Genomic DNA, 22,078 nt, shown 5'->3' on the forward strand with positions numbered 1-22,078 from the left:
AGCTATTTCTTGTGAGGTTATTTAACAGATTTATTTGGGCGGAATTATTCGCCTGGATGGTATGTTTTTTCAGCGTTTTTTTCTACATCTTCTTTGTAAAATAAAACCTCTTTAAATTGACCTTTCTGGTACATTTCGGCTTGATCGGTAAAATGTTTGGAATGAATATCACCGCTGTTTCCACCTGCTAGTAATGATTTTGCTTTTATTTTAGGACCAAATTCTACCGCACATACAAAACTATTTCCGTTGTAACCGTAACGTTTTTTAGAACCATTTTGATAACTGCTTTTAAAAGAAGGAAGGCTTCCCCAAGATCCCGGACCAAAACCAATTGGCAAGCTTGGAAGATTGTCGTCGTATTTTAAATCAATGTTACCGCTGGAACGTTGAAAACGATTTGTTTCGCCCCAAGTGACTTTCCAAGTTCCCCATTTCGATTGAAGTTCTTTTAAAACGGTCTGCAATTGCGGAATCATTTGCGAAACCGTTGCGTTTTTAGCAAAATTAGTTGTGTTTTCGACCTGATCTAATTCTCCTTCGTCAATATAGGCTTTTTGAATAATCGGGTCTAATTTATACGCCCATTCTACTGCCAGAGTTGTAGCAACAGAGTTTTCTTTGGCATAATAATCCCAGTTTTTCAAAATAGAAATGGGTTCTTTTAAAGCTTCATATTCTGGAGATTCTGGTTTAATATTCTGTTCAAAGACTTTTACCAAACTCGGAATCAGAAGTTCGAAAATAGATAATTTAGTATCATAACCATCGGCTATGACTTTGTCTAAAGTGTAATGATCGCCTTTGCTGAAAATTCGAACGGCATTTACGCCTCTAAAGTTTTCACCATCTGGCGCCATGTACGGAATATAATCTGCTTTTTTTGGGCTGTTTGAACCCGCCACAGAAAAAGGAGTAGAGTTGCAATTTTGTAACCAGCCGTTTGAAGGATTGTACACATGAACCGTTTCATCGACTTCATGTAAACCTTTCCATTGTGTGGCAGAAATCGATCCGTCAATTACTTTTGACCAGTTTAGGCTTTTCTCGCGGATAGGAATAAAATTGCCATGCCAGTAAGCAATATTTCCTTTGTTATCAGCATACACCGTATTATTGGAAGTATTGGCTTTTAAATCCATTGCTTTTTTGTAATCATCAAAACTTTTTGATTTGGTTCGAACCCAGCTTTGAATTAAACTTGTCATCGAGCGGTTCATCGATTTTAAACTAATCCATTTTCCATCTCTTTTGGCCATAATCGGACCATTATTTGTAAAATAGGTTTTGAATTTCTTCGGAATCAGTTTTCCATTTTCGGTATACTGTATTGTGATTTCTTTTGTAATTACTGGGAAAAGTTTTTGATCGAATTCGTAAAATAATTTTCCTTTTTTCTCCACAATTTTTTCAGCATACATATCGGCAACATCAACATTTGAGGAAGTATGCATCCAGCCGCAATTTTCGTTAAAACCTTGATAGATAAAAAACTGTCCCCAAGTTACTGCTCCGTAAGCATTTAATCCTTCTTCACTTGTTACCTGAACTTCAGGTCTGAAATAAAAAGTTGTATGCGGATTGATGTATAAAATTGCATTGCCGTCGGCTGTTTTTGATGGCGCAAAAGCAAATCCGTTAGAACCTGTCTGAACATATTTTTCTCTTTCAACATACGCCACTTTATCATTATTTCCAGAATAAAAAGCTTTTAATTCTGCTGTAGAAAGATCGGCGGTGCTTATGGCTCCAATACTTCCGTCTGTCCAAAGCAACGGAAACCACGGCTCAAAATGCGTTAAAAGCGCTGGTTTAACTTCTGGATGTTTGTACAAATAAAAGTTGATGGCATCTGCATAACTGTTTAATAGTTTTTTTAACCAAGCCGGCGCTTTTTTATAATCGGCTTTTGCTTCTTCGGTATCAATTAAAAGCTTAATTTCTAAATCATTATACAAAACGGATTGTCCTTTGATTTCTGACAGACGACCCAGTTTTTCGATATAATTCATTTCGATTCTTTTGAAATCATCCTCACACTGTGCATATAAAAGCCCGAAAACAGCATCAGCATCAGTTTTTCCGTAAATATGTGGAATTCCCCAATTGTCTCGGATTATAGTTACTTGTTTGGAAAGCTTTTCCAGTCGGTCAATCTCTTTTTTATTGAGGCTTTGTGCCGAAATCTGAAAACTCAGAAAAACAAAAGCCAGCGGTAGTATTTTGGAGTAAAAATGCATAATTACTTGATGTTAAATTTTTGTCCGGGAGTATAAATGCTCATTTGCAGGTTTTCAATTGAAATCAAATTATTCTTTTTTGATTTTTGAATGCCTTTTGGATTTCGAACGACAATAACTTCGCTTTCTCCGGCAACTTCAACCTGATTGTTTCTCACGATAATTGCTGTAGCTTCATCAATACCAATTCCGGTTAAAGAAGGAAATTCAACCAAAGCTGAAAGCAATCTGTTGTAACGATTTCTTTTTAAAAAATGCTGATCAATAACGGCAGTTTTCAATAATCCCAAACCTTCGGAAGTTTCAAGATTATCATATCGAATATTGTCAAAAGTTCCAGAATATTCTTTTTGTAGTTTCTGATTTCCAGTAATCATTTTTTCAGACATCACGGCTGCACCAGCGCTGGTTCCAGAAATGGTGCTTCCGTTTTCGTATGCTTTCAAAATCGCTGTTTTGATAGGAGTATTGTGTACCACTGACATGAATCGGGTTTGATCGCCGCCGCTTATAAAAATCAATTTTGCTTTTTGAACAGAATCGGTTAGTTTTTTATTTTGAACAGTTTCTTTATTGAAATTCAGCATTACAATTGGATGCTGTGTCAATTTTACCATTTGGGTTTTAAAGAAGATAAACGAACTGTCTGGTTCTTCGCTAGACATTGGCAAAACGACGATATAATCTTTTTTTCCTAATTCGGCTACAGCCAAAACCTGTTTCATTAATTCGTCAGAACGATCGCCGCCGCCGATAATAAATAGTTTTCCTTTGGGATTTTGCGCCTGCAGTATTCCGCATGAAACGAACAATAAAATCAATATGATTTTTTCAAACGAAAACGTAAAATGAAATTGGTTTTTCATGGTATTTTGGATTTAGTTAAGCGGTTTTTCTAAAAACTTTAAAAGAGAATTATTGACAATAAAAAGCACGTCCTGAACTTTATCAAGATCTACTTTTGAAGCTTTATCGTTTGGGGTGTGATAATCGTCGTGAAAACCGCTGAAGTAAGTCATAATAGGAATTTCTTTTGTGGTAAAAGAAGCGTAATCACTCCCAGAATGACCGTTGGTTTCCCATAAATCCAACGAAAATGGATTTTTAAGTTGGACGTTGCATTCAGTGGCTATTTTTCTCAAATTGTCGTTTTCTTTTTCGGTGCCGATGCTTAAAATTCGATGTGTTTTATCTTCTGGTGCACTTCTCGAAATCATGTCCATATTGATGGCAAGTATTATTTTTTGACGACTGAAATCAAAATTTCGAACAAAATATTCGCTTCCTAAAAGTCCCATTTCTTCAGCGGTCCAAGAAGCGAAAAGGATATTACAAGGCGGTTTGGTTTTAGATTCCGACCATTTTTTGGCTAAAGCCAACATTCCCGAAGTTCCAGATGCATTATCATCGGCACCATTATAAATTGAATCTTTAATAATGCCCAAATGATCGTAATGCGCACCAATAATTATGGTTTTAGTGGTGTCTTTTCCGGTAATCATTCCTAAAACATTTCGAACCGGAAACGTTTCGGTTTGTAATTCGATAGAAAAATTGATTGTACTATTTTTAAGCAGGGCAGAAGAAGTCTGTAATTTTTGGGCTTTCTTTTCAAACGTTGTTATATAGGTTTGAGGAAAAAGCTTCTCTGCAGCCGATTTGCTAATTTTAAAAACCGGAATTGCTACTGTTTCTGAATTTTCTAAAGAATGAAAAACAGCATCTTCGGAATGCTTACTTGGTTTGAATGTTTCTTTAGAATCGATAATTATCAAAGCTGCTGCGCCATTTTTGATGGCAGTCTGCAATTTTATTTCTTCTAAATTATTTTCTTCTGGAAATAGTTTTTTAAATTTTTGAAAGGTTGTCGTCGTAGTATCTCTGTGACTTGGAAAACCTTTTACAACAATTACAATTTTATTTTTAACATTCTGATTTTTATAATCGTCGTAACCTTCATTTGGGATGCATAAACCATATCCTGCAAAGAGTAAGGAAGTTTCGTTTTGTATTGATTTTGTAATTGGCATAACGCGAAAATCAGCTTCAGAAAGTGAAATAGTTTCTTTTCCTTTTTTGATTTGAAAAGTTGATTTTTGAACAGTATGTTCTTGTATTTTAAAATCTTGGTAATAATCGGTTTGGGAATTATACGGTTTCAGTTGATACAAACTCATCAAGGAAGCAATGTATTCTGACGCCATAAAACCGCCTTTTTGTGTGGAACCGCGTCCTTCCATCCAATCGGAAGCTAAAAAGGAAAGTGTTCCCGAAAAATCACTTTTGGAAGGATTATGAATTACAGTCTGCGAAAACAGTACTGAAGTACAGCAAAAAAAAGCCGATAAAAACAGTATTCGCAAACGCATATTTTTTATTTATAAAGTTTTACAAAGTGATATTTCTTTTGAAAGCACAGCCTAATTCAATAATCGAATCGGTTTTGGCAATTCCGGGAATACTGTCGATTTTTTCGTAAAGAATTTTACGCATATGTTCGTGGTTTTTGGCAATAATTTTAATGTAAAGTGTGAAAGACCCCGTTACATAATAACATTCCGTAATTTCAGGAATTTTTTTCATTTCTTCGATAATACGATCGGAATCAGAGTCTTTATTCAGTGTGATTCCCGTGAAGGAAGCCCAGTCGTAACCAATGTTTTTTTCTTGTATAATAGGTTTTATACCGCCAATAACACCTTGCTCAATCATTCGATTAATACGCTGATGCACCATTGTGTTTGATATTTTTAAATTGGCCGCAATTGCAGAAAAAGCCATTCTTCCGTCTTTTTCTAATTCCTTCAATATATTAATATCGAATTCGTCTAATATATCCATTCTTTACAAGTGATTTAAATCTTTTTTGATTCATAAAAGTAACCATTTTTTTCAATAATGGGCAATAAAATTGAATTTGGTGTTTGAAGTAATTTGATTTAAAAAACGTGTATAAAAATTAATTTTGACTTATTTTGTGTGTTTTTGCGGTTAAATTTAATTTTTAAAGTTTGTATTTGATATTTTTTGATACTTTTGTATTTGAAAAATACCAAATTATGATACATACAGAAAATACACTTTCATCAAAATCTGAAGTTTTGATAGAAAAAGAGAATAAATACGGAGCTCATAATTATCATCCGCTTCCTGTGGTTTTAGAAAAAGGAGAAGGTGTGTATGTATGGGATGTCGACGGGAAAAAGTATTTTGATTTTCTTTCGGCTTATTCTGCTGTAAACCAAGGACACTGCCATCCTAAAATTGTTCAGGCAATGGTAGATCAAGCACAAAAACTAACACTTACTTCACGTGCTTTTTACAATGATAAATTAGGAAATTACGAAGAATACATCACGAAATATTTTGGTTTCGATAAAGTGCTCCCTATGAATACTGGTGCAGAAGCCGTTGAAACTGCGCTTAAAGTTTGTAGAAAATGGGCATATGAAGTAAAAGGAATTCCAGAAAATCAAGCGCAGGTAATTGTGTGTGAGAATAATTTTCATGGAAGAACGACTACAATCATTTCGTTTTCTAATGACGAAACGGCACGCAAAAACTTCGGACCTTTTACAGATGGTTTTATAAAAATTGAATATGATAATCTAGCTGCGCTTGAAAATGCACTTGAATCATCAAAAAATATTGCTGGGTTTTTAGTAGAACCAATTCAGGGTGAAGCAGGAGTGTATGTTCCATCTGAAGGATATTTGGCAAAAGCGAAAGCACTGTGTGAAAAACATAATGTTTTATTTATTGCTGATGAGGTTCAAACAGGAATTGCCCGCACCGGAAAATTATTAGCAGTTCATCACGAAAATGTACAGCCAGATATTTTGATTTTAGGGAAAGCCATTTCTGGAGGTGTTTATCCAGTTTCTGCAGTTTTGGCAAACGATGAAATTATGAATGTAATTAAGCCGGGACAACATGGTTCTACTTTTGGAGGAAATCCGGTTGCTGCTGCGGTAGCGATTGCCGCACTTGAAGTAATTAAAGACGAAAAACTAGCTGAAAATGCAGAACGTCTTGGTGTTATTTTAAGAAATGGGCTGAATGAAATTGCGGGAAGAAATCATTTAATTACACTGGTTCGTGGAAAAGGTTTACTGAATGCGATTGTAATTAACAGTACTGAGGATTCTGATCTGGCTTGGGAAATCTGCTTGAAATTTAGAGATAACGGATTATTGGCAAAACCAACGCACGGAAATAAAATCAGATTGGCTCCGCCATTGGTAATGACCGAAGAACAAATCAAAGAATGTCTTGAAATCATTGAGAAATCGTTGAACGAGTTTAGATAATATTTCTTTACAAGATCAAAAAATAGAAAGCTGTGGAAATTCATTCACAGCTTTTTTTATAAATACCATTTTGCAGAAGTCTAAATTATATAACAATGGAATTTAATTATATAAATTTTAAAATGGGTCTCTAGATTAGATTTGAACCTGATTAAAAGATAAAACCAAAAATAATTTTCAATACCAGTTTATTGATTTTAAGCTGAATTGATACGCAAGCACCCAAACTGAATTGTAAACTTTATACCTTGTAAAAAGATGGCTTATGCAAATAGTATTACTCGTTTTTTAGATGCGCAGAATAAACTTTATCTTACTGCTTATTCAGAGATTAAGAAAGGAAAGAAACAAACACCTTGGATGTGGTGTATTTTTCCTCAGATTAAAGGTTTGGGAAAAAGCGATCTTGCCAAATATTATGCAATTGAAGATTTGAAAGAGGCAGAAGCATTTTTAAATCATCCGATTTTGTCAAAACATTTAATTGAAATTTCACAGCTTTTGCTGAATTTCAGAAATAAATCAATTGAAACCATTCTAGGAGAACTTGATGCTCGTAAACTGCGTTCGTCTATGACGATTTTTTCTCAGGTTGAAAATGCGAATCCTATTTTTCAGGAAGTACTAGATGCGTTCTTTTCAGGATATTCAGATCCAATTACTTTGTCGATTGCCCATGCTTCTATAGAAACTTTAGCAGAAGCTTAAATTTTTAAAACATTAAAGAGACCTAATTTTTTCAATTTTACTTATCTATATATTCAATTCAAATAAAAAACCATTCGCTGCCAACGAATGGTTTTTTTTATTTAAGTTTTTGAAATTATTAATTAGCTCCTGTGTAACCCGGATTTTGAGTAATCAGTTTATTAGCATCTTTTTCTTTTAACGGAATTGGGAATACTAATATATCGTCATCAAAAGGAATTAAATCAGAACCATCTCCATTTGTACTAACATCTATAGAGCGTTGTGTTCTTCTGATGTCATGAATAAGAAATCCTTCCATACCTAATTCTAATTCTCTTTCTAACCAGATATCATTTATAGTAACAGCAGTTAGATTATCAGCATGTGCTCTTGATCTGATGATGTTTATATCGTCAAGTGGAGTGTTTCCAACAGCTGTACCTTCTTTAAGGTTTCCTTCAGCTCTAATTAAATACATTTCGGCCAAACGAATGATTCCAACATTAGCAAACTGATCGGTAAACTTAGAAGTTAAAATTCTTCCATTTGCGTCATTCTCATAGTTAAATACCGCTCTATCGTCAGGATCGCTAAATTTAGCTAAATAAGCATCTCTAATAGAGAAATCTCCGCCACGGCCTCCATTGTTTTCAGAAGCATAGAAAGTTACAGCATCATTAACACCTGTTTGTTTGGTAATTTGGATTGCAAATACGTCTTCTGTCTGATCCGTGTCATGATTAAATGCAGCGCCATAAGTCTGAGATAATCCATGACCGCTGTTTTCAATTACATCATCTGCGGCGTCTCTGGCTAAATCGTATTTTCCTTGTTGTAAATAAACCCTTGCCAGTAATGCCTGAGCTGCATATTTATCAGCGTAAAAACTATTATCAGCAGGCAGATTGGCATACGCTAGTTTTAAACCGTCTATGATTACTTTGTATGTTTCTTCAACGCTGCTTCTTTCTTTAGATAAATCGACACTGAAATCATAAATGGCATTTGGTCGTATTACAACTCCTAATTGATTATTGGTCTGGCCACTTACGTATGGTTTTGCAAAGAAACGCACTAAATCAAAGTAAGCTAATGATCTAAGGAAATTAGCTTCACCAATCATTACCGCGCGTCTGTCTGGATCTTTTACTTTGTCGATGTTTTCAATTACAGTATTTGACGCATTTATAATTTGATATAATCTCGCATACGTTCCTTCGATGATAACATTATCTGCTAACATATTCTTGATGTACATCTGTCTTAATTCACCAAAGGTACCTCGCCATCTTAAATCCGTTGTATTTAATGCGCCGCTTACACCAAGTAAGTCTGCATATAATAAAATTCTTCCTCCGTAAGCATTTCCATTTGCGGCAAGTGCATAAGTACCAGTAAGCACATTAGTTACACCAGTTTCTGTGCTTAAAGTTTTGTCTGCATCCTCTCGTTGTTTAGGTTCTATATCTAGTTCGTTTTCACAGCTTGTAAAAAATACTGCAAAAAGTATCAATAGGATTAATTTATTTGCTTTCATCTTGTTCTTTTTAAAAATTAAAGTTTACACCAATTGCTGTTGTTCTTGCCGGTGGTGCAGAGTAAAAATCTTCCCCAATTCCCGTATCATCTCTTCTTGCTTCTGGGTCGTTACCTTTGTAGTTAGTAAAAGTTAAAAGGTTTACAGCAGTGAAATAAACTCTTAAGCTGCTCATACCTAAATCTTTCAATACATCTTTAGGAAGTGTATATCCTAAAGTAAGGTTTCTTAAACGAACAAAATCGGCTTTGTCAAGATAGCGGGAAGAATCCTGTGTCCCGTTTGAACCTCCAAAACGCGCTTGAGGTACATCGGTAATATCACCAGGTTTCTGCCATCTGTTTAACTGATCTGCTGTTTGGTTATCAAAGTAATCAGCAGCAGTTGATTGGTAAATTCCTGCCGAGTTGTAAATGCTAGCTCCCCATTCTCCTTGGAAAGTAAATGAAAAATCAAATCCTTTATAAATAATCGTGTTTGTTAAACCCGACATTAAAGTTGGGAATGGATTCCCCATAATAACACGTTGTGCTTCACTATAATCGTTTGTTTTGGTGCGGTCAAGTGTACCATCAGCCTTTTTAGTGTTTTTGTAAAATAAGGCATCTCCGTTTTCTGGATCAACACCTGCGTATTCTACTAAATAAAAAGATGAAATGTTTTCGCCAACTCTATTGATGTTGTATGAAACAATAATATCTCTGTTGTCATTCGGAAGTGATTTTACTTTCGATTGGTTTGTAGTAAGGTTAAAGCTTGTGTTCCATTTGAAGTTTTCTTTGTCAATGTTTTTAGTATTTAAAGTGACTTCAAAACCATTGCTTCTAATTTTTCCAATGTTTTTATTAATAGATGCAGCTCCAGAGCTTATTGGAAGCGGTACTTCGAAAAGCAATCCGTCAGTATCTTTTTGGTAATAATCTGCTTCAAGCGAGAATCTGTTGATAAATCCAACTTCAATACCAAAATCAGTTTGAGCTGATTTTTCCCAAGTTAAATCATTATTACCCGGCTGATCGAATGTTAGTCCAGATTTCAAGTTATACGGATTTGGTCTGTAAAGCTGGCGTGATGCAAAATTTCCAATTTCGGCATTTCCTAATTTTCCCCAGCTTCCTTTAACTTTTAAATTCGTCAGGACATTATTGTCTTTTAAGAATTCTTCCTGAGAAATAACCCATCCGGCAGAAAAGGCTGGAAAAACTCCAAAACGTTCATTTTTACCAAAACGAGAAGATCCGTCGCGACGAATACTAGCTTTTAAAAGGTATTTACCCATGTACGAATAATTTAATCTCCCAAACTGAGAAACAAATGCATAATCTGTTTCGTTTCCGTGCCCTTCGTTTACCTCGGCACCACCATCAACAGTTTGAAAATCATCGCTTGAGAAATAAATACTGTTTACATCTTGATATCTTCTGTGGTATTTGTTGAATTCCATACCTGCAACCACATTTAAATTGTGCTTTTCAGCAAATGTTTTATCAAATGTGAAGTAGTTACTCGAAACATAGTTTTCTGTGTTTACAGAAGTTGCAAATACAGCTCCATCTGTTGCCATAAAAGGAGCGTTTTTACCCTGCCAGTAATCTTCTGTTTGGGATAAAAGGTCATATGAGAAGTCAGAATTAAATTTTAGAGAAGACAAGATTCTAAATTCTCCAAAAACTTTTCCGGTTAATCTTCGCATTATGGTTTTCCAGAAAGTGTTGTCTTTTGCTAAAAGATAATTTGAATATTCTGTATTTGGGTTAGCACTTCCATCTTCTAATCTTGCAGGCGAAATTGGTGCTTGTGCAACTGACTGCAACGGTGAAGAAAACGAGTTGTCATCTTGAACTCTGTGAATTAAAGATCTAGAAAATCCAAGGTTCATTCCTAAAGTAAGACGATCCGTAACTCTATGTGATACGTTGGTTCTTGCTGTAAATCTTTCTAAAGTATTACTGTCTACAATACCAATTGTGTTGTTGTACGCACCTGAAAAGAAATATTTTGTTTTATCGTCTCCTCCAGAAGCAGAAAAATCAGCATCTGTTGTGTAACCTGTTTTTAAAGCGATATCCTGCCAGTCGGTATCTACTGCGCCATTTCTCCAGTCTGTTCCTTGAGAAAGATATTCCAGTTCATCTTCAACTGATTCCAAATCGTCAACGTTACGTCCTGCTTCTTGCAATAATTCAACGTATTGTTTTGCGTTAAGCCATTTTCTTTTATGTGTAGCTTCGCTAACCCCTTGAGAAAGATTTACAGTAAAAGATCCTTTTCCTTCTTTTCCTTTTTTAGTGGTAATTAAAACCACCCCGTTGGCTCCACGTGCTCCGTAAATCGCAGCAGAAGAAGCATCTTTTAATACATCTATCGATTCGATTTCGTTGGTGCTCAAAGTCAGCAATGGGTTGGTTGGCGCACCGTTACTAGATTCATCATCATTAATCAAAGGAATTCCATCTAGTACATACAATGGCTGTGTTCCGGCGCTGATACTTGCCGCACCGCGCACACGAATGTTAATTCCTCCGTCAACTTTACCATTGGTCTGTGTAATCTGAACCCCTGCCAGTTTTCCAACTAATGCGTTCTGCACGTTTGAAACTGGAATCTGCTGAATATCTTTAGCAGTTACTCTAGCGATATTGTCAGTAAGGTTTCTTTTTGATTGTGTTCCGTATCCTACAACGAGTACAGCTTCTAGTTCGTTTTGAGTTTCAACCAGTTCTATAGTCATTTGGTTAGCAGCTGGAACTTCTACCGTATTAAAGCTTACATAACTTACGGTAAGGATCTGGCCTTTTTTGGCCGCAATTTTAAACAAACCGTCAAAATCAGTTTGAGTACTTATGTTTGTGCCTTTTAAAATGATATTTACACCAGGAATTGGCATTCCTTTTTTATCGATTACTTTTCCGGAAATTGATTCCTGTTGAGCAGCGGCAATCTGTACAAATAGTATTGAGATCAGCCATAAAAAATGCTTTAGGTTAATTTTCATATTCATTTCGTTTAAATTAGTTCTTTCAAATATCCTAAATTACTGTTAATTTTTAAAGGTTTTTTAACAATAAATTTCACAATAGGATTGGTTTTTGTGTTATTTGTAACTAAATAAAATATTTTTGTAAGTTTCTGTTAAAAGAAAAGCCCTTTTTTGATAAAATGTTAAACAAAAAAGAATCATTCGCGTTTTATATGATGATATTTAACATAAAATGGCCTTTAAAACCGCAATTTTAAACCGTTTTACTGATAATAATTTAGGTTTTAAATAAAAAAGCGATAGTGATTGAACTATCGCTTTTGGTCGTAATTACTTAAAATATCAAAAAAAAGTAGTTATCGGGGGAGGAATAGATTTTAGAATTTTACTTTTTTAAGTTCCCAAAGTGTTTTAATAAACGTATCGACATCTTCGGTTGTATTGTAAAATGCCAGTGAAGGCCGTACAGTGGTTTCAACTCCCATTCTTCTTAGAATAGGCTGCGCGCAATGATGTCCGGTTCGCACCGCGACACCTTCACGGTTTAAAGCTTGTCCAACCTGATCGTTGCTGTAACCTTGTAAATTGAAAGACAATACACTGGCTTTGTCTTTTGCCGTTCCAATTAAACGAACGCCCGGAATTTCTTTTAAAAGTCGGGTAGCATATTCTAGTAAAAAATGTTCATACTGTCCAATAGCTTCAATTCCAAGTTTGGAAACATAATCTATTGCAGCGCCAAGTCCAATCGCATCAGCTATGTTTCCTGTTCCGGCTTCAAAACGATTTGGTGCTTTGTGGTATTTGATTTCTTCAAAAGTGACATCTTGAATCATATTTCCACCAGATTGGTAAGGCTCCATTTCATTTAAAAGGTCTTCTTTTCCATATAAAGCTCCAATTCCTGTTGGGCCAAATAATTTATGACCTGAAAAAACCAGCCAGTCTGGATTTAAATGCTGTACATCCACTTTCATGTGCGAAACCGACTGTGCGCCATCTATTAAAACTTTTGCTCCAGCGACATGAGCCATTTCGACTATTTTTTTTGCCGGAGTAACCGTTCCAAGTGCGTTTGAAACTTGGGTAAAAGCAACTAAACGCGTTTTCGAATTCAGTAGTTTTGCATATTCATCAAGAAGAATCTGACCATCATCATCTACTGGAATTACTCTTAGTTTCAATCCTTTTTTATCCGCCAGTCGCTTCCACGGAACAATGTTGGCGTGATGTTCCAGATTGCTTACTATAATTTCATCTCCAGAAGATAAATTATGTTCGCCCCAAGTCGATGCTACTAAGTTAATTCCTTCTGTAGCGCCTCGTACAAATACAATTTCGTTAACTGAATTGGCATTCAAAAAAGTTTTTACTTTTTCACGTGCCGCTTCATAAGCGTCAGATGCTCGTGCTGCCAGTTCATGTGCCGCACGATGAATATTTGAATTTTCATGTTCGTAGAAATACGCAATACGATCAATAACCGATTTTGGTTTTTGAGTTGTTGCCGCATTATCAAACCAAACCAATGGTTTGCCGTTTACGGTTTCATTTAGAATAGGAAAATCCTTTTTTACCAATGCAGCATCAAAATGAGTTGCTTTAAACAAAGGAATTTCTTTTGTGTCGAATGAATTTCCCACAATTATATTGGAACTTCTTCTGTCAAAAGCAAAAGGATTCTGTTCTAAAAAATAGTAAGCAGCGGCAGTTTCATTTCCATTTAATGGGAAATCCACACGCTTTCTAAACTGTGTATCAACAGAAGCTAATGCGGTTTGTAATTCTATTTCAAAAGAAGAACTTTCAGTCTGAAACGGAAGGTATTGATTATTCAATGCTATGGATGAAAAAATACTTTCTTCATTCAGCTGCGGTGTTCCGTTATTCAAATTGATATCGTAAAATCCTGTTTGCGGATTGTTCAGATTTAAGTTTTGATTGTCATGAATTCCTTTTGAATAATTTTCACTTTGCGGATCAAATCCTGCACCAGCATTTGGATATAAAACAGAGGCTCCTGTATGACCATAATCGACAACTGAAGGAGAAACGCCAAAACCACTGAAAGAATGCTGCGCAGTCTGTACATTTGACGGAACTGCCAGCGGTACCTGATTTAAAGAATCAGTACTTCCGGTATGCAATATCGTTTCTGCCAATTTTGCAGCACGAGGATGTTCGCTTTTGTCTGGACTTAATGAAATTTCTTTTGGAAATTCATTAGGCAGGGCTTTGAACAATTCGTTAGCCAACAACTGCAGATCGTCAATATTTGGTAAACCGTTGTTGTTAATATTTGTACTCATGATACTTTCCTATTTCTACATCTTCTAAAACAGCAATAGCATCATCTACCAAAATAGCCAGTGAGCAATAAAGAGAAACTAAATAAGAAGCAATGGCTTTTTCATTGATACCCATAAAACGTACTGATAATCCCGGAGATTGTTCTCCTTGTAAACCAGGCTGAATTAATCCAATAACTCCTTGACGGCTTTCTCCGGTACGAAGTAAAATGATTTTTGATTTTCCATTTTTGATTGGCAGTTTATCAGATGGAATAAGCGGAATTCCTCTCCATGTTAAAAACTGAGATCCAAACAAAGAAGTCGTAGGGGGCGGAACACCACGGCGTGTACATTCGCGTCCGAAAGCGGCAATTGCCAAAGGATGCAAAAGGAAGAATCCCGGTTCTTTCCAAACTTTCGTAAGCAGTTCGTCTAAATCATCTGGAGTTGGCGCGCCGGTACGTGTTTTTATAATTTGAGAAGGTGCTACGTTGCTTAATAAACCGTAATCTTTGTTGTTGATTAATTCGCTTTCCTGACGCTCTTTTATGGTTTCGATTGCCAGACGAAGCTGTTCTGAAATCTGATTGTACGGTTTGCTGTATAAATCAGAAACACGGGTATGAACATCCACAATAGTTTGAACAGCTGCCAGATTGTATTCTCTTGGGTTTTCTACATAATCGACAAAAGTATTAGGTAAAACTCTTTCGTCGCGTGCCGAACAATCTACTTCGATGTGATTTGCGTTTTTCACTTTATTCAAACGAAATACACCTGATTCTACTGGAACCCAATGCAGTAAATGTGTCAGCCAGCGTGGTGTAATAGTTCCAATTTGAGGAACGGTACGGGTTGCAATTGCGAGTTGTCTCGCTGCAACATCGCCTAAAGCGGTCTGTTGTTTTTGTAAATCTGCCATAGTTTTAAGGTTTTTCGGTTAATTTTTTTGTTTCTTCTAATTTTAAGTATTTAATTGTTAAAATTAAAGATTTTATTTTAGTGTAATGGTTTGGTATTTAGTTTTTTATGAGAAAAAATCGAATAATTCCTCAACAGAAAGATAACGTTCTCCAGTATCGTAATTAAATGTAAGGATTACGGCATCTTCAGGGATATTTTTTATCTTTTTTGAAACAGCTGCTAATGCCGCTCCTGTGGAAATTCCACCAAAAATTCCTTCTTCTTTCGTTAGTTTTTTGGCAAAATTGAAAGCATCATTCTTTTCGATTGTGATAATTTCATCAATATAATCTCTGTTAAAAACTTCAGGAATAAATCCAGCTCCAATTCCTTGTAAAGGGTGAGGTGCCGCAATTCCGCCGCTTAAAACAGGCGAAAGTGCTGGTTCTACCGCAATGGTTTTTAAATTAGGGAAATGTTGTTTCAGAATTTTAGAAACTCCGGTAATATGCCCGCCCGTTCCTACGCCGGTAATGAGATAATCAATTCCGTCTGGAAAATCGGCTAGGATTTCCTGTGCAGTAGTTCGTTCGTGAACTTCAACATTGGCACGATTAGTAAATTGTGATGGCAGAAAAGCGTTTTTAATAGTCGAAGCCAATTCGTTTGCTTTTTCAACAGCACCAGAAGTTCCTTTTTCTCTTGGAGTTAAAACATATTCTGCGCCGTAAGCTTCGATAATTTTACGTCGTTCAACACTCATTGATTCCGGCATTACAATAATTACTTTGTAACCTTTTACGGCCGCCACCAGCGATAATCCAATTCCGGTATTGCCAGACGTTGGTTCAATAATTATCGAATCAGGGTTTAAAATTCCTCTTTTTTCGGCATCTTCAATCATAGCCAGAGCAATTCGGTCTTTTATGCTTGATCCTGGATTGGCTTTTTCTAATTTAATCCATACCTCGTGGGTTTTAAAAAGCTTGTTGAGCTTTATGTGCGGCGTATTGCCAATGGTTTCTAAAATGTTCTGATATTTCATGTGTTTGATATTTTACTAAATAAGTTTTGTGCGAGGCTTTACTTTTTCAGTGCGGCACCGCCCGGCATGGTTTCGGGTTTAAGTTTGAATTTACTGTATTCAACAACTCCGGTTTTATCTGCCCAGTCAAAATATAAGGCAGAAAGTTTGTTTACAATTCCCGGATTCTGCTGAGCGACATTGGTGGTTTCACCTCGGTCAGTTTCAAGGTTGTACAATTCCCATTCGTAAGAAGGATAAATAGAAACCAATTTCCATTTTCCGTCACGAACAGCTCTATTTCCCGCTCTTTCCCAAAATAATGGTGTGTCTCTTTCTACCTGCGAAACATTATCAAATAAAACAGGCAACAAACTTTTTCCAGCCAAAGCGTTTGTTAACACACCATTATATTCTTTTGGGTATTCTATTCCGGCAAGTTCATAAAAAGTAGGAGCAAGGTCAATAATGTGTCCCGTTCCTTTATCGATTCTTCCAGCTTTTATTTTTGATGGAAACCAAGCAATAAACGGCGAACTGAAACCGCCTTCGTGCATATTGTTTTTGTATTGCTGTAACGGAGTGTTCGATAAATAAGCCCAGTTTTGTTCCTGATAATCAAATGAGCCCGACGTTCCCACAGGTCCATCGTTTCGGACTAAACCTCTTCCAAGGGGATTGTAAGTGTTGAATCCGCCTTGAGCGCCATTGTCTGAAATGAAAATAATCAGGGTGTTTTTATCTTTTTTAAGTGCTTTTAGTTTGTCTAAAACCTTTCCAACATTCTGGTCCATATTGTCGACCATTGCGGCGTAGACTTCCATTTTGGCTTTCCAGAATTGTTTTTCGTCATACGTCAATTTATTCCATTCGGGTACTTCAGGATCTCTTGGCGCTATCGTCTGATCTGCTGGTAAAAGGCCGCTGGCTTTTAGTTTTTGGATTCTTTTTTCTCTTAAAACATCCCAGCCTTCATCAAACTTTCCTCTGTATTTTGCAATATCAACTGGTTTGGCTTGTAAAGGCCAGTGCGGAGCTGTAAAAGCCAAGTACAAAAAGAAAGGCTTATTTTCTTTGTTCTGCTCGTCTAAAAAAGTAACGGCATTGTTTCCAATTTCATCTGTAAAATAATACGAATCATCTTTAGGATGCAGTTCTTCATTATTGCGGATTAATTTTACCGGATAAGGTGTTTTTCCGAAAGGAAGCGGTTTTGTGTCAAAGTAGTTAGAAGCCCCTTTTAGAATTCCGTAAAATTTGTCAAAACCTCTTTGATTTGGCCATTGCGACTGATCTTCGGAACCCACATGCCATTTTCCTGATAAAAGTGTGCTGTAACCTCCAGAACGGAAAACTTCGCCTAATGTTAAAGATTCTTTGTTTAAATAACCTTGATAGGCAGGAAGTCCTAGATTAACATCGAAGAAACCAACTCCGGCTTTATGCTGATATTGTCCGGTTAGGAGGGAAGCTCTTGTAGGCGCACAAATCGAATTGTTGTAAAATTCGCGTAGACGTAAACCTTCTGAAGCCAGTTTATCTAAATTTGGCGTCTTGATTTCTGAACCGTAATTTCCTAAATCAGAATAACCCATATCATCTACCAGTATTAAAATAATATTAGGTTTTGATGATGTGGTTTGAGCGTTCGAATTGTGTGAACCTAACATTCCTGACGCGACGATAGAAAAAAACAATCTGGTAAATTTTGTATTCATTGTATTCTGTTTTTTGTTTGTTTAGTGATAAATATTCTTTTTAAAAAGGATCATTTCTGTTGCCGCAGAAATGATCCGGAGTAATCAAAAACAATTTTTAGTTTGTCGGCTTCATTTCATTTTTGATTTTATAACAGCGTAACTTCTCCTGAAACAAAATGTCTCAAACAGTTATTTACGGATCAATAAAAATTGGAATATAAGTTCCGTTAGATTTGTGTTTTTTGATTTTGGTTTTCAAAAGAATCATAACGGACAGGTAAAGGAATTAACAACAGCTGCACATATAACAAAAGGTGTTATAGGTGTATTTTTTAGGAAGAATGTAATACGTTTTGGTTGCTGTTGTTTTCAAAATGTAAGTTTTTAATTTTAAACTCTACTAATTCTATAGACAAAATTATATTTAAAATTGTGAAATCCAAATTAATCTTTCATTTTTTTTGAAAAAAGAAAATTATACTCTGATTAATAGGTATTTATGGTTTTTATTTGAAAAGGTTAAAATGAAAAAACCTACAGGAATTTAAAATCTGTAGGCTTTGTTAGTTTGGAATAAGTTGGATTACTGTTTTTTTATTTTTAAAATCAGCCGAAAAGCAAAAAGGCAATAATCAGCGTTACAATTACATTAAATAATTGGGCTATAAAAAAGCGAATAAGGGCTTACGGCTGTTATGAGCTAGTAAATCTTTAAAATTAGTTTCTAGCCCAATACTGGTAAAGGCTAACGCAAACCAGATTCCCTGCAGAGTTTTTAAACTGTCTTTTACAGTATCTCTTACTTCAGGTGTAATTAGAAAGGAAAAAATTAATGATGCTGCAATAAAACCAATTACAAATTTTGGAAAGCGCTCCCAGATTACTTTTAAAGTTGGTTTTGATTCAACCGCTTCAGCCGATGTGTTGTGACTATAGGTCCAATAAACTGAAATAGCAAAAGCAGCTAATCCTAATAAAACATTTTGAGAAAATTTTACAATCGTGCTGATTTTTAAAGCCGTTTCGCCAACCAAAGTGCCAGAAGCAACTACTGCTCCAGATGTATCGATGCTTCCTCCAAGCCAGGCTCCCGTAACTTCTTCGGGGAAATTGAAATACCGTGCGATTACCGGCATGAATATCATCATGGGAATTGCCGTAACCAAAACGATGGAAATAACATACGAGAGTTTTTTAGAATCCCCTTTTATAGCTCCCGAAGTGGCAATGGCAGCAGAAACACCACAGATTGAAACTGCACTCGGCTTTTAGAATGTCTGAAAAGATAACACTGGTTCCTAATAAGACCAATCCAATTTTTACGAATAATTCGGTCGAAAGTGCATTTCGGAACCAATCTGGAAGTTTGAAGAAATTCCCAATAACGAGACCGATAAGCAGACTGAAAATTACGGCTTCTAAATTGAGTGCTTTTATTTCAGAATTTCCAGCAGCGAGAAGTGCCAAAAGTGTTAGAATATATACTATTGGGAATACTGCAAGAAAGTATTTTACTGATTTTCCGACCAAAAAGGTGCCAACAATTCCTATTGCAATAAGATACAAGAACTGGATGCCTATGATTTGCAGATTTTCGGAATTGAGAACTTTTTCTTTTAAGTCTGATACACTTGACCAGATGAAAATAGGAATTTCAGGAAGAAAAATAAAAAGCGAAATTCCAATTATTAAAAATCCTAAAATTACGACTGTCCAGTCTTCGTGGATATTAAATTGTTTTGTTGAGTTTGACATCGTATGTGTATTTCCTTCACGGTTTTAAACCTTGAAAATATTGATTATATATCCTTAAAAATAAACTGCAAGGTTTTCAAAACCTTGCAGGAGTAAAAATGTTAGTTACAAATCGACAAAGTATTTTTGTTTGCCGAAATCAAATTCATAATGCATTAAATTAGGCCATAAAGGTTTTACAAGTCCTTTTTCCCAAGTTTGCAAAGCAGCCTGAAGTTCTTTTACTTTTTGAGGATTCTGAGCTGCAAGATCGGTTTTTTCAAATTTGTCTTTCGATAAATCATACAGCCAGGTTTCGTGCGTTTTACCGCTGATGATTAATTTCCAGTTGTCGCTTCGAATAGCTTTTGCATCGCCGGAACGCCAGTATAAATTTTTATGCGCTTCTTTATTGTTGTTTACAACATCAACTAAATCAATTCCGTCGTAAACACGGTCTTTTGGAAGATCAGAATGTATCGCTGCAGCAATAGTGCTGAAAATATCTAGGGAAATTACTGGTGTTTTGTAAATCGTATGCGGTTTGATTTTTCCTTTCCACGAAAGTGCAAAAGGAACATTGATACCGCCTTCAAAATGAGAAAATTTTCCGCCTTTTAGTGGTGCGTTTGTGGTGGCAAAAGTATAATCGGCGCCGCCGTTGTCGCTGGCAAAAAAGATCAACGTGTTTTCTTCTAAACCTTCTTTTCGCACTTTTTCGCGAATTCTTCCAATAGCATCATCTAATGCGCTGATCATAGCAAAATAAACACGTTTGTTTTCGTCTTTTACATTTGGAAAACGGTCGTAATATTTTTTGCGGACTTGAAACGGCGTGTGCGGTGCATTGAACGGAACATACAGCAGAAACGGTTTGTTTTTATTTTTATCGATGAAAGCTTCGGCTTCGTCTGCAAATTTTTCAGTCAGATATTCTTTTTCGTCAATAATTGTATTGTCTCTGCGAATTTGTCCAATCCCAACTCTTCCTTGTCCCCAGATTACTTTATCGGTAAAATCTTTATGGTGATGATTGATAATATCGGGATTATTATCTTCTGGAGCAAAAAGCGAGAAGGCCTGATAAAATCCGTAATGATAATCGAAACCTCTGTCTAAAGGGAAAAATCCTTTGTTATGTCCGAGATGCCATTTTCCAATAATTCCTGTACTGTAGCCTTTTCTTTTAGCTAAATCGGCAAAGGTAATTTCAGACTGAGGAAGTCCCTGCGTGGCAATAGAAGCATCGTTTGGATATTCGATTTTTGGATTAAGTCTCCAATTGTTGGTGTTAATCAAATATTTGAAGGCATAATATTCTAAGTTATTTTTTGGATAACGGTCTCCTGGTTGAAATTCATGTCCAAAACGTTCCTGATAACGGCCTGTAAGTAATCCGGCGCGCGATGGTGAACAAATAGGAGCAGAAACATAACCTTCGGTAAAAGTAACGCCTGATGCAGCTAGAGAATCAATCTGAGGTGTTGGTGTTGATTTTCCGCCGTACAACGAAATATCGTATTTGCCTAAATCATCGGCAAGGAGAATGATAATATTGGGTCTTTTTTCTATTGTAGAAGTATCTTTCTGCGATAGAAAAGCAGTTTTTCCTTCGGCTAGTTTTTTATTGTCTTGGATTAAATTTTCATTGGTATTTATAGGCCAGAAAAAGAAAGCCGCCAGAAGCAGAAGTACGACTAAAATAGATACAACAATCTTGGTTATTTTTTTATATGCTGCCATGGTTTTTGGTTGGTTGTTAGTGGTTTAACACATAGAAACATAGAATTTGACGTATTTGAGAGAAGGTATAGGGAATGATTATTTCAAAATAGCACTATATGGCTTATTCGCAACGAAATGCCTTTGACATAAACTTTAAAACTATGTTTCTATGTGTTAAAATATTTTATTAATTGTGTAATAAATGCTTTGTGAAAGTTTTAAAGCATTTATCGGGAAGCCAAAGCCGTATCGACATCATTTTTCAAATCTCCTAAACCATCTTTTTTGAAAATGATTTTACCGTTTTGATACAGAATTAAGGTAGGGAATACTTTTACGTTTTTTAAATCGGCAATGACCTGCGGGCTTTCTTCCAATTCAATTTCGATAATTTTTAGCTTTTCGCCGTATTGGCTTCTAAGTGATTCTAAAATTGGCTTTACGGTTTTGCACGTCGCACAATATTTTGAACCAATATCTACTAAAACATATTGATTTTCAGAAAGTATTTTTTTGTATTCGGGCAATGATAATTTGCTTTTTAAATTGCTGTAAAAAGGTTTCCCGCCTCCAATCCAGCTGGCAATACCGCCTTCTAGAATATAGACTTCTGTAAAACCTCTTTTTCCAAGATCAGCAGCCAAAAGTCCGCTTCTATAAGCTGCAATCGAATAAATAAATACGGGTTTTGACGGATTTAAAGCTGTAACGTGTTTTTCATAATCTTCTGATTTGAGATTGAAATTAACTGCACCTTCAATGTGATTAAGTGCAAATTCTTCGGGACCTCTTGCGTCAATTATCTGCGGTTGTTTTTGGGCTTTTACTTTTGTGTAAAAAGCATCCAGCAGTAAATTGGCGCTTTGTCCTTGTGAAAAAACAGCAATTGTAATGAAGAATACAATTGCTGTTAAACTGAATTTTAGTTTTAAGCTTTTCATTTT

The 22,078-nt window shown here is 35.8% G+C and carries 16 protein-coding genes; 2 read left to right on the plus strand and 14 right to left on the minus strand.

The window, feature by feature from the left end:
* Window positions 1-44 precede the first annotated feature (44 nt).
* The 4 genes from P2W75_RS19425 to P2W75_RS19440 are packed head-to-tail and all read right to left on the minus strand — an operon-like array spanning window position 45 to window position 5,081.
* On the minus strand, window positions 45-2,240 hold the full coding sequence (locus tag P2W75_RS19425; RefSeq protein ID WP_276381741.1) for a penicillin acylase family protein: 2,196 nt from the start codon (window positions 2,238-2,240) through the stop codon (window positions 45-47).
* A 2-nt stretch (window positions 2,241-2,242) separates the two neighbouring features.
* On the minus strand, window positions 2,243-3,106 hold the full coding sequence (locus tag P2W75_RS19430; protein WP_276381742.1) for a cyanophycinase: 864 nt from the start codon (window positions 3,104-3,106) through the stop codon (window positions 2,243-2,245).
* Window positions 3,107-3,118: 12 nt separating this feature from the next.
* Window positions 3,119-4,609, minus strand: coding sequence for a M20/M25/M40 family metallo-hydrolase (locus P2W75_RS19435; RefSeq protein ID WP_276381743.1), 1,491 nt, complete (start codon window positions 4,607-4,609; stop codon window positions 3,119-3,121).
* Window positions 4,610-4,628: 19 nt separating this feature from the next.
* The gene (locus P2W75_RS19440) at window positions 4,629-5,081 is read right to left on the minus strand and encodes an Lrp/AsnC family transcriptional regulator (protein WP_207295364.1); all 453 of its coding nucleotides are present in this window, start codon (window positions 5,079-5,081) and stop codon (window positions 4,629-4,631) included.
* A gap of 218 nt (window positions 5,082-5,299) precedes the next feature.
* Between P2W75_RS19440 and rocD the strand changes: the two genes are divergently transcribed.
* Both rocD and P2W75_RS19450 read left to right on the plus strand, forming a co-directional pair.
* Entirely contained in the window at window positions 5,300-6,550 is a 1,251-nt protein-coding gene (rocD, locus tag P2W75_RS19445) for an ornithine--oxo-acid transaminase (protein ID WP_276381744.1), read from the plus strand.
* A gap of 258 nt (window positions 6,551-6,808) precedes the next feature.
* Window positions 6,809-7,258 (plus strand): DUF1810 domain-containing protein, encoded by a 450-nt coding sequence (locus P2W75_RS19450; RefSeq protein ID WP_207295366.1) that lies wholly within the window; start codon window positions 6,809-6,811, stop codon window positions 7,256-7,258.
* Between the two features lie 118 nt (window positions 7,259-7,376).
* Here the strand turns inward: P2W75_RS19450 and P2W75_RS19455 are convergent, their stop codons facing one another.
* The 10 genes from P2W75_RS19455 to P2W75_RS19500 form a co-directional block, all read right to left on the minus strand.
* Window positions 7,377-8,777, minus strand: a complete 1,401-nt coding sequence (locus tag P2W75_RS19455) for a RagB/SusD family nutrient uptake outer membrane protein (RefSeq protein WP_207295367.1) — start codon at window positions 8,775-8,777, stop codon at window positions 7,377-7,379.
* 10 nt (window positions 8,778-8,787) lie between these two features.
* A complete protein-coding gene (locus P2W75_RS19460; protein WP_276381746.1) occupies window positions 8,788-11,772 on the minus strand; it encodes a TonB-dependent receptor in 2,985 nt (994 codons plus the stop codon).
* A gap of 362 nt (window positions 11,773-12,134) precedes the next feature.
* A complete protein-coding gene (locus tag P2W75_RS19465) occupies window positions 12,135-14,066 on the minus strand; it encodes a family 2A encapsulin nanocompartment cargo protein cysteine desulfurase (RefSeq protein WP_276381747.1) in 1,932 nt (643 codons plus the stop codon).
* Entirely contained in the window at window positions 14,050-14,970 is a 921-nt protein-coding gene (locus tag P2W75_RS19470; RefSeq protein ID WP_207295370.1) for a family 2A encapsulin nanocompartment shell protein, read from the minus strand. The genes P2W75_RS19465 and P2W75_RS19470 overlap by 17 nt, the downstream gene beginning before the upstream one ends.
* Before the next feature lie 105 nt (window positions 14,971-15,075).
* On the minus strand, window positions 15,076-15,996 hold the full coding sequence (cysK, locus tag P2W75_RS19475; protein WP_276381748.1) for a cysteine synthase A: 921 nt from the start codon (window positions 15,994-15,996) through the stop codon (window positions 15,076-15,078).
* Between the two features lie 38 nt (window positions 15,997-16,034).
* Window positions 16,035-17,693 (minus strand): arylsulfatase, encoded by a 1,659-nt coding sequence (locus P2W75_RS19480; protein WP_276381749.1) that lies wholly within the window; start codon window positions 17,691-17,693, stop codon window positions 16,035-16,037.
* A gap of 644 nt (window positions 17,694-18,337) precedes the next feature.
* Window positions 18,338-18,925 (minus strand): YeiH family protein, encoded by a 588-nt coding sequence (locus tag P2W75_RS19485; RefSeq protein WP_373921651.1) that lies wholly within the window; start codon window positions 18,923-18,925, stop codon window positions 18,338-18,340.
* Entirely contained in the window at window positions 18,870-19,430 is a 561-nt protein-coding gene (locus P2W75_RS19490) for a putative sulfate exporter family transporter (protein ID WP_276381750.1), read from the minus strand. The genes P2W75_RS19485 and P2W75_RS19490 overlap by 56 nt, the downstream gene beginning before the upstream one ends.
* A gap of 105 nt (window positions 19,431-19,535) precedes the next feature.
* Window positions 19,536-21,152, minus strand: coding sequence for a sulfatase-like hydrolase/transferase (locus P2W75_RS19495; protein ID WP_276381751.1), 1,617 nt, complete (start codon window positions 21,150-21,152; stop codon window positions 19,536-19,538).
* 209 nt (window positions 21,153-21,361) lie between these two features.
* Entirely contained in the window at window positions 21,362-22,075 is a 714-nt protein-coding gene (locus tag P2W75_RS19500) for a rhodanese-like domain-containing protein (RefSeq protein WP_276381752.1), read from the minus strand.
* Between the last annotated feature and the right edge of the window lie 3 nt (window positions 22,076-22,078).

Source organism: Flavobacterium sp. H4147 (assembly GCF_029360735.1).
GTDB lineage: Bacteria > Bacteroidota > Bacteroidia > Flavobacteriales > Flavobacteriaceae > Flavobacterium > Flavobacterium endoglycinae.